General features: G+C 58.4%; 1 protein-coding gene and 1 pseudogene. Both read right to left on the bottom strand.

The annotated features are described in order from the left end of the window. Window positions 1-130: 130 nt before the first annotated feature. Window positions 131-541, bottom strand: a pseudogene (locus KUW18_RS19980) (retention module-containing protein); the annotation flags it as partial. A 272-nt stretch (window positions 542-813) separates the two neighbouring features. Next, complete coding sequence (locus tag KUW18_RS14320; protein WP_222561729.1) at window positions 814-11085, bottom strand: retention module-containing protein; 10272 nt, start codon at window positions 11083-11085, stop codon at window positions 814-816. Window positions 11086-11161 lie beyond the last annotated feature (76 nt).

Raw genomic sequence — 11161 nt, 5'->3', positions numbered from 1 at the left:
CTAATACAACGTTCAGACCTAGAGACCTAGGTGGGGTCTCATCACGACGATTTTCAGTGTCCCCGTCATGGGTATTCGCACCGCCAGCCCTGGGAGAAATATCATCGCCGACTAAACCATTGAAGGCATACTCCAGAGGACTGACTTGCTCCACGATACGCAGGAGTCTTACAAACCCGTGCCCCTCGTTCCCTCCTCCGCCCGCGCCAACAGAACCTGCTTGAGGGGCAAGGTCGCTGTTAGAATCATTTGAAGAATCCAAGGCGTTCAGTAGTTTATCCAACTGCTCCTCATCCAGAGGCTCGCCGAAAACATCGTTTTCGGCATCGCCTTGAGATGTCGGCAGACTGAGCTGCTGGCTAGCCTCCAGAACCAGAGGGAGGCTTCCATTCCCGGTATCGACAGTAGCAGAGCTAGCGACTCCAGTGATCAGTACGCAGTCACCATCCAAGCGATCTCCGATTCTTGCATGGCGAGTATTTCCAGAGGCATCACGAATCCACGCCTCACCAACAATCGCTACAATAACTGCATCTTCCATGTGCCTTTCCTTATCTTCTATGGCCTTCATTAGTTACCAACAAGATAAGTAAGGAATATGCGAAACCACACTGTACTTAAGGACTAGCTTTTCCATTTTTAGCCGCACACAACCGATTCGGCAAAATAGCATTTCAACAGCAATTTTCTTAGATCAACATCTATTCCAGTTACCAGAAAAGTCGAATCAACTGGACCACAAACAAGGCCCCTTGCCCTTCATAAAAAAAGGGGCCTGATCATCAGGCCCCTTCCATTTACCTCTTTGGCTCGCTACTCAACGATCAACTGTCCGTCGTCCAGCATTCGCTGAAGGATGTCACCCCCCGTCCCACTGCCCCCCAAACCTGCCAGCTCAATCGTCAGGTCAGCATTGCTTCCAGAAGCATCAATCCCACCATCAGACTTCACCTTGAGGACGAGCGTATCTCCTTCGTTAACGGCGACAAGATAACTTGAGATATCCGCTGCAGCGCCATCGCTCAGAATGCCACTGAGATCAAGTCTATCGGCCTCGTCATCCGAACCAAGCACAAAGTCTTCAATACGGTCCACCTCGGGAACATCCGGGACGATGTCACCATCCTCCCACACAAAACTATCCTGTCCCAAGCCGCCCCACATCACGTCATCGCCCCGGCCTCCGACAAGAACATCCTGCCCCGCGGCGCCAATCAAGACATCATTCCCCCCTTGCCCATACAGCGTGTCGTTACCCCCATCCTGTCGACTCAAGTTCATGAGTTCATCGACATTATCAAGGACATAACGCTTTATCTCATCCTGATTAAGAGGCTCACCATCGCCATGCTCCGCGGACCATTTCAGGAACTCATAGAGGCCTAGATATCCCATTCCGTCATGCTCGCCGGCCAGGAATACCTCTCCGGTATCCCCGTCTGTCCAAGTGAGAGCGTCAGAATTTACCGTATCGCCAAACACGAGGTCATCCCCTGCTCCGGCAAAGACTAAGTCATTACCTAACGGTTCAAGACCAGACTCACTGGAACCAGTATCCAAGGCAAGGTTGAGCCCCTCCTCTGTATTTACGATATCCGCCTCACCAGCCGTACCAGTGAAGACATTGCCGTCCAGAAGTGTAAGTTCGACATCCTCTCCCAACACATCTGTATTGTCGAAATACCGGATGTAATCGACAAGACTATCGTCGCCAATACCTATACCGTGTACAGAGTCAGCGTATTCCAACAATTCTTTGTAAACCCCAACAGCCTCCTCCATAGCCGTCAGCGTACCCTCCTGTAGCGGATCAGGTATTACAATATCACCATTGTCATCTATCCAGGCGACAGGACGACCGTCGGTGACAAAAATAGCCGTTGACTCGTAGCTATTCACCTTCGCCATATCTCTCAGGAAGTTCCTACCTGCGCGCATCGCTGACTCGAAGTTGGTGGTACCTGATGCTTCCATACCCATAACGTAGCTCACGGCATCAGCGAGGTTGTCACGGTCAAAGTCATCAAAAATGATAGGAGTACGAGCCCGTGAATCAAAATCGACCAATTGGAGGTTCACGATCCCTTCGAAATCAGCCAACGTCTCCAACTGTCGAACCATGGCCGCCTGCAACAGTTCCAGACGTGTATAGTTACCCGCCCCATCGGGACGCAACGTATCAACCTCTGCAAGCATACTGTCTGATGAATCAAGTATGAAAGACAGGTTGTAATTTCCCGCAGGGTTCACAATGACAAAAGAGCCGCCCGTATCGGCAATGACCACATCATCCCCACCACTGGTGGTGATGGTGTTGTTGGCATTGCTCGCCACAACGAACTCACCTGCGCCAGGCACAACAAGCGCCAACTCACCTGAGGTCTGATCACCATCACCATCAGTGGCCGTTAACCCCAGATTGAGGTAGGCATCACCCGGAGCGGCACCACGGACAATCTCGACATCGCCCAATCGGAAGGGCTCACCGTTGCCCTCCTTGATCGTGACCGACTGCATGCCCTCGAGACGAACCAACACGAAGGTCCAACCATCTTGGATACCTTCAACCCTAAGACCTTCGGTGGTCTCCGTTATTCGAACCTCGTTGGATACATCAATCCCGCGCCCATCCAAAATCCGTAAATCGTCGGCTCCCAGCGCAAGATCATTGGGAGTACCGCCGCCGGGAGTGAACTCCTCAGCCGTTAGAATCAACGTAGCTCTCGCATTGGCGACCCCATCGACGTGGATCGTCTGACTGAACGCGCCGACACGGATCGCGCTATCCCAGGTAACACCGGTCGAACCACGTGAGGCACCTTCTACCATGTCAATTCGGACCAAATCGCCGTCGCTGATCTGCCCGGCCCCCACAACTAGCCCACCGTCCAGCAGAGACACTCCGTTGGTGGCGGAATACACCACCTGAGAGTCCAGATCGGGGTCTCCAAGATCGAGAATAGCCTCAGTGCCCCCGGTGACCGTGTCGACACCGTCGATAGGGACAGCCAGACGCGTGAAGAAGGAACGCTCCCCGTCCTCAGTCTGCAAGAGATACCTATCGTTGGCCTCATCCAGCACCACTCGGAAGCCGATAGCGCCATCACTCGTGAGGGCAACCAGTTCTTTCCCATCAGCAGACAACTGCCAGCCTAAGGCGTCGCCGTTGAACAGAATGATGTTGCCTTGGATGTCAAGAACGGGCGTACCATCAATGCCCTCCTGAAAACCGATAGACTCACCAGAGCCGTCTGCTCCATACCCACCATCCAAGCCCAGCGACCCACGGGTATCCTCACTGATAATGCCGGACTCCGCGACGATTGGCCCCGGAGTGTCGTCATCAATGCGCACCTCCAGTTCGCCGTTGGCCGTGCTGCCATCCAGGTCGGTCACGACATAGCCGACGGACAGGGCAAGATCATCCTCCGTCGTATTGACCGGATGATCGAGCGGCCCTGAAAGGGTAACCTCAAAAGCGCCGGTCGCCACATCTACCAGGGCGATGCGTAACACCTCGCTGCCGGAAGCGGTTGACGCCAGGAGTACCAGTCCATCGTCGGCAAGTGAATAGCTAAGAGCTTCGCCTGCTGACGTCCACGCAGGAAGCCCCGAGGTCGACCAACTGAATGCCCCAGTGCCGGCCGCGCCATCATCACCAAAGTCGTAACCCAGGACACCACTTACCAAGGTGACCCGTCCGGGTACATCGCCGTCTCCGCCAACGATGCCCCCCTCCAGGCCATCCTCATCTAGGACAACTTCTCCCGGTCCGGCTGCAGGGTCGCCTCCATCCGTGGGCGTTGTAGGTGTAGCCGCATCCGCAATATCTGCGCTGATATCGATTTCGGTGACGTCGCCGTCGCCATCAGTCACTCGGAGCACGACATCGACGCGCTGATCGCTTGAATTGTCCAGGCCTGTGGCGGCCGTAAAGATCCACTGACCGTCACCAGCGATCACCAGTTCGCCCTGAGGCAAGCTGATCGTCGTCGTTTCATCGATGGCAGGAAGCCGGGTGAACGTCGAGGGCGAGCCGTTGACCACCACTTCGATAGCGCCAAGACCATCGGCACCAGCGTCAACGACCCAACTACCGGTGACGGATTCGCCCTCAGCCGTCTGAATCACGTCGTCCACCACGTTGACATTGTCATCCGGGGTAATAGAGGCCACGGGAGAGTCGTCATCAATACGTAGGTCGAGCTCGCCGGTCGCCGTGCTACCATCCAGATCCGTGAGCGTATAGCCCACCGTAAAGGCCAGGTCGTCTTCCACCGAACTCACCGGATGATCCAACGGTCCTGTCAACGTGACCTCAAAGGCGCCTGTAGCAAGGTCTGTCACAGCAACAGTGAGGATCGCCTCTCCCGTTGGCGTCTCAGCAACCAACGTCTGACCGTCATCGGCCAACCGATAGGTCAATGCCTGCCCCATAGAAGTCAGCGACGGCAAATCCGACAGTAACCAGCTGAAGGCACCGCTGCTAGCCGGACCATCCTCTCCGAAATCATAACCGAGGAGCCCTGAGGAACGGGTACTCTCACCCGCCACGTCCTCTGGTCCACCGGCGATGCCGCCCGGCAGGCCCTCCTCATCCAGCACCACTTCCGCTGGCGCAGCGCCCGGATCACCACCGTCCGTAGGTGTCGTCGGCGCTGCGGCGTCCTGTATCTCACCGCTGATATCGACTTCCACGACATCACCGTCACCATCGATGACTCTGAGGACTACATCAATTCGCTGATCCAACGAGTTATCGAGCCCCTTGGCGGCGGTGAACGACCATCCTCCGTCACCATTGACGGTGAGTTCACCCTGAGCAAGGGGCAATACGGTGGACTCACCGGGACCTGGCAGGCTGACAACGGAGAGCGGAGAGCCGTTGACTAACACTTCGATCGCGCCAAGACCATCGCCACCCGGCTGGATTGACCAGACACCGGTGACAGTGGCGCCTTCTTCGGTCTGAATAACGCCATTGTCAACTATCGTGCCGGCGTCCGGCGTCACCGATGCGACCGGCGTATCATCATCGATACGAATGTCCAGGTGCCCATCCGCGGTGCTGCCGTCGATGTCAGTGACGGTGTAGCTCACTGAAAATGCCAGATCATCCTCAGTAAGCGATTCAGTATGGTCGAGCGGGCCGGACAGGCTGACTTCGAAGGTGCCGGCGACCACATCCGTCAAGGCGACGCGCAGCACTTCATCGCCACTGGAGGATTCCGCAAGCAACGTCTGCCCATCATCGTCCAAACGGTAGACCAGTGTTTCGCCGTCAGATGTCAGCTCCGGCAGACCGCTCACTGACCAAGTGAAGGCACCATTGGCAGCTGGGCCGTCATCGCCAAACTCATACCCGAGCAGGCCGCTCACCAACGTCGTCTCACCTGTCACATCGCCGTCACCGCCGGCATTGCCACCGACCAAGCCATCCTCATCCAGGACTACCTCAGCGGGAGCCGCTGCCGGGTCTCCGCCATCCGTCGGCGTTGTCGGCGTAGCCACATCGCGAATCTGCCCGCTGATGTCGATCATCACCACATCACCGTCGCTGTCCGTGACGTTCAATACAACATTGACCTCCTGCGGGCTGGAATTATCCAATCCAGTGGCCGCAGTGAAGGACCAGCTGCCATCACCCCTGAGGGTCAAATCACCCTGGGGTAACGTCAGCACTCCCTCATCAGCCGGCCCAGGAAGAGCCGTGAACGGCAAGGACGTGCCATTTACCACAACATCGACGGCAGCCAAGCCATCAGCGCCACCCGCGATAGCCCACTGGCCAGAGATGGTCGCACCTTCATCGACCTCAATCGTCCCGGCAATCTCGGTACCATCGGACGTCGTGACAGACGCTGTGGGAGTATCGTCATTGACAACCACGTCGAGCGTTCCCGTCGCCGTGCTACCATCCAGGTCGGTCAACGTATAGTCGACCGCAAGGGATAGGCTATCTTCGATCGAGTTCTGAGGATGATCGACAACAGCGGACAACGTGACCTCAAAATCGCCAGTCGTCATGTCGGTAAGCGCGACCCGAAGCACCTCATCGCCAGACGCCGTCTCGGCAATAACGGTCCAGCCATTGTCCGCCAGACGATACACCACCGACTCACCCAAGGAGGTGAGCACCGGCAACCCATCAAGAGACCAGGTGAACGCACCATCCCGAGCGGGGCCATCATCGCCAAAGTCATAGCCCAGCTGCCCGGAAATCTGGGTGGCTTCTCCAGCGACATCACCATCCCCCCCGGCAATACCGCCTGCCAGTCCATCCTCATCCAGCACTATCTGGCCGGGACCCGCTGCCGGATCACCACCGTCAGACGGTGTCGTTGGCCTAGCGGCGTCAAGCACCTCACCGGAGATATCAATTTCCGTCACATCGCCATCGCCATCGGTGACCCGAAGCACGACGTCAACCAGCTGGCCCACCGAGTTGTCGAGCCCGGTAGCGGCGGTAAAGGTCCAGCTACCGTCACCATTCAGGGTCAATTGCCCGTGTGGCAACGTCAGGGTCCCGCTATCGCTGCTGTCGGGCAGGCGATCGAACGCCAAAGGCGACCCATTGATCACCACCTCAATTCCGGCAAGGCCATCCGCACCCGGCTGAATACTCCACTGACCAGAGATTGCCTCGCCTTCATCCGCCTGGATGACGCCATCAACCACGTCCACACCTTCATCTGCGACCACGGAGGCGACAGGCATGTCATCATCAATGCGAATATCCAGTCCACCGGTCGCCTGACTGCCATCAAGGTCAGTCAAGGTATAGCCGAGACTTAGCGACAGATCGTCCTCGACCGAGTTTTCCGGGTGATCCAAGGGAGCCAACAGGCTGACCTCAAAGGTCCCGAGGGCCAGGTCGGTCAAGGACACCCGAAGTACTTCGGTTCCCTCCTGAGTGGCGGCCACCAAAGTCTGTCCGTCATCGGCCAGTCGATAGGTCAGCGCCTGCCCCTGAGACGTCAACGCCGGTAGTCCTGTCAATGACCACGCAAAGGCCCCGCTGGCAGCAGGGCCATCATCACCAAAGTCGTAGCCAAGCTGCCCGCTAACCAGCGTAGCCGCACCAGGCACGTCACCATTACCGCCCGCAACGCCACCCGCCAACCCATCCTCGTCCAGCACGACCTCGGCAGGTGCCGCATTCGGGTCGCCACCGTCGCTGGGCGTAGTGGGAGACGCAGCATCATTAATGGCACCACTGACGTCGATCTCCACCACATCGCCATCGGCATCGGTCACCCGCAGCACCACATCGACAGTCTGAGCAACAGAGTTGTCGAGCCCGACAGCCGCCGTAAATGACCAGCTTCCATCGCCTTTCAGCGTCAACTCACCCTGTGGTAACGGTAGCGAAACCTCATCACTGGTAGCGGGTAAACGATCAAAGGACAGCGGCGAACCATTGATCAATACGTCGATACTGCCGAGCCCATCGGCGCCCGGCTGGATGCTCCACTGACCGGTAACCGTTTCACCCTCGTCAGCCTGAATCACACCACCTATCACTGTGGTACCCGCATCAGGCGCCACCGTTGCCACCGGCATATCATCGTCAATACGAATATCCAGGCCACCAGTCGCCTGACTGCCATCCACATCGGTCAGGGTATAAGCGAGGCTAAGGGACACATCATCTTCAACCGAGGTTTCAGCGTGATCGATCGGCGCTGCCAAGCGAACCTCGAAGGCACCCGTCGCCAAGTCTGTCAGCGTGACGCGTAGCACCTCATCCCCAGCCTGGGTGGCGGCCACTAGCGTCTGGCCATCGTTGGACAAGGTAAATGCGACGGCTTGTCCCATGGACGTCAATGCCGGCAAGCCGCTCAGCGACCAGGCAAACGCTCCGGATGAAGCGGGGCCATCATCACCAAAGTCATAACCGAGCTGGCCTGTCACCGAGGTGGCCTCCCCCGCTACGTCACCGGCTCCCCCCGCAATTCCCCCCGCCAGGCCGTCTTCGTCCAGCACCACTTCAGCGGGCGCAGCGGCCGGATCGCCGCCATCCGTTGGCGTCGTTGGGCGCGCGGCATCCCTTACCTCACCGCTGATATCTACCTCAACGATATCACCGTCGCCATCGGTCACGCGCAGCACCACGTCAACGACCTGATCCACCGAGTTATCGAGACCATCGGCCGCAGTAAACGCCCAGCTACCATCACCCCGCAGTGTCAATTCGCCCTGCGGCAGGGCCAGGCTAGCCTCTTCATTGGCGGCGGGCAGACGATCAAACAGCAACGGCATACCATTGACCAACACCTCGATACTGGCAAGACCATCGGCGCCGGGCTGGATACTCCATGTTCCTGTGACCGTCTCCCCCTCCGTTGCCTGCACCACGCCGTCCACGACCAGGGTGCCGGTATCGGGTGCGACCGTAGCGACCGGTGTGTCGTCGTCGATACGGATATCCAAGCCACCCGTGGCCTGACTGCCATCGATGTCGGTCAAGGTATAGCCGAGGCGCATCGACAGATCGTCTTCCTCAGAGTTTTGGGGATGATCTAGGGGGCCAGACAACAGCACCTCGAAGCTACCGCTTGCCAGGTCCGTCAACGCCACACGCAGTACCTCAACCCCTGCATCGGTGGCAGCCACAAGCGATTGGCCGTCATCGGCCAGGCGATACACCAACTCCTGGCCCATCGACGTCAACGCAGGCAGCCCACTCAACGACCACGCGAAAGCGCCAATGGCAGCGGGGCCGTCATCACCAAAGTCATAACCCAGTTGCCCGCTGACCCGAATGGCTTCGCCCGCGACGTCTCCCACGCCACCGGCGTTGCCACCCGAAAGACCATCCTCATCAAGCACCACTTCACCAGGCCCAGCGCCAGGATCCCCACCGTCAGTCGGCGTGGTCGGTGCCGCCGCGTCGAGAATCGACGCGCTGATATCGACTTCGCTGACGTCACCATCACCATCGGTGACCCGCAGGACCACATTGACGGCCTGCTCCTGAGAGTTATCGAGCCCCGTGGCAGCGGTAAAGGACCAGCTGCCATCGCCTCGCAGGGTAAGGTCACCTTGGGGCAGCGCTACCGTCACCTCATCGCTGGTATTCGGCAGGCTGGTAAAGGTCAGCGGCGTGTCATTGACCATCACCTCGATCACACCAACGCCATCGGCGCCCGGCTCAATCGCCCATGAACCGATGACGGTCTCGCCTTCACTGGCAAGCACCTGACCATCCACCACCGTCGCGCCTTCATCAACCGCGAGATTCACGACAGGTGAGTCGTCATCCAAACGCAGATCCAACTGTCCATCTGCAGTGCTGCCATCGATGTCGGTAACGGTATACCCCACCGCCACGACGATATCGTCCTCTGTGTCGCCTAGCGGATGGTCCAGGGGACCCGACAAGACCACCTCAAAGGTGCCGCTCGCAACATCTGTCACCGCAACGCGCAACACTTCTTCGCCATCCGGCGTCTCCGCCAGCAGCACTTGGCCGTCACCCTCCAGCCGATAGGTCAATGGTTCGCCTTGCGACGTCAGCTGGGGCAACCCCTCCAGTGACCATGTGAAGCCACCACCGGTGGCGGGCCCATCCTCGCCGAAGTCGTATCCCAGCTGCCCACTGACACTGACGACTTCCCCAGCGACGTCCCCAGGACCACCGATCACACCACCAGGCAGACCTTCTTCGTCGAGCACCACCTCTCCAGGGGCCGAAGCAGGATCCCCGCCATCGCCAGGCGTGGTCGGCTCTGCGGCGTCCTGAATCACAATGCGGTGGTCTGCCACGGCCTGATCACCATCGCCATCCGTTGCCACGATCGTGAATTCGACGGCGCGCTCAAGCGTCTGGTCGCGCCCGTCTGTGGCCGTAAACGTCCAGGTGCCATCTGCATGAATGACCAGCACACCATCCGACAATTCAATCTCATCACCCAGCGCAAAAGTACCGGCGACTCCCTCTACCACCACCTGTGTCGATACGATGGCATCAGCGCCTTCTACCTCTTGCCAAACCCCTGAGACCTCTTCACCTTCCGATACGATGATAGGGCCTGTCACAGTGACGTCAGGCACATCATCCAGGATGAGCACGTCAAGACTGCCCGTCGTAGTATCCCCATCCACGTCGGTGACCGTCACCACAAAGCTCTCGATCAAACCTGCATCGGTCGCCCCTGGAACGGTATCGTTGTCTACCGCTGACAGTAACTCGTAGTGATAAAAGACGGTTCCGCCTGTGCCATCACCTGCAAATGCATCCAACCAGAGAGCGCCATGGGGAGATTCGATGGACTGGGGCCCAGACGATAAGGCCAGCAGGTCCGCGAGCGTAAGCGCCACATCCGCCACCACAAGCGTACCCAACCCATCCACACTGCTGAAAGTGAAGCTGCTGGCCTGCTGGGCAGTACCACTGGACGAATCGCTGCCGCCCGTCAATCCCGACTCACGCACCAGCAACTCGGCACTATCGATGCCAGGCGGCAAGCCGTCCGTGCCTTCAAGCCCATCACCCAGTCCGCTTCCGTCGGGCCCTCCGACCAAGCCTCCCAACGACACCCCATTGTCAGGAGTTTCATCCGTATCGCCGTCAACGATATCACCGACAAACAAAGGAAATTCCTGATTGTCACCGCTGTTAAGGCCGTAGTCGTATGCGAGGGGCGATACCTGCTCGAGGACGCGTAGCAAACGGACGAAGGAATGCCCGTTGTTCACTCCCGCTCCGCCCCCCAGCCCTGCGGCAGGGTCCTCAAGAACATCGAAGGGATCCTCGCCAGCATCTAGTGCTGTCAGCAAGGCCTCAAGCTGGCTGTCACCGAGGACGCTTTCCTGAGCAAGGTCGGCGGATACCTGCGAGCGGAGGATTTCATCAAACTCGACGACCAGGTCCTCTCCTGCAGCATTCTGAGGAACCTCAAGCGACTGACCTGCAGCCAGATCCAGCGCCCCCTGTCCATCTGGGCTCGCCACTGTCGCATGCCCATTTTCTCCGGCCATGAGCCGTTGGCCCGGCAACAGGATGTCCCCCGACCGTGCGAGTGTGCGCTCCCCGGTCACATCGATAATCCAGACCGTACCTTCAACAGAAGTGATATTCATGGTTTCTACCCTGCGTCTTGCTGTTGATTAGTCATTCAAGGAGCAAACTAGGGCGCGCGGCTTTGTGACGGTAGTG

The organism is Halomonas sp. DP5Y7-2 (assembly GCF_019802025.1).
Taxonomy (GTDB): domain Bacteria; phylum Pseudomonadota; class Gammaproteobacteria; order Pseudomonadales; family Halomonadaceae; genus Halomonas; species Halomonas litopenaei_A.
This window is presented reverse-complemented; position numbering and strand designations above follow the sequence as displayed.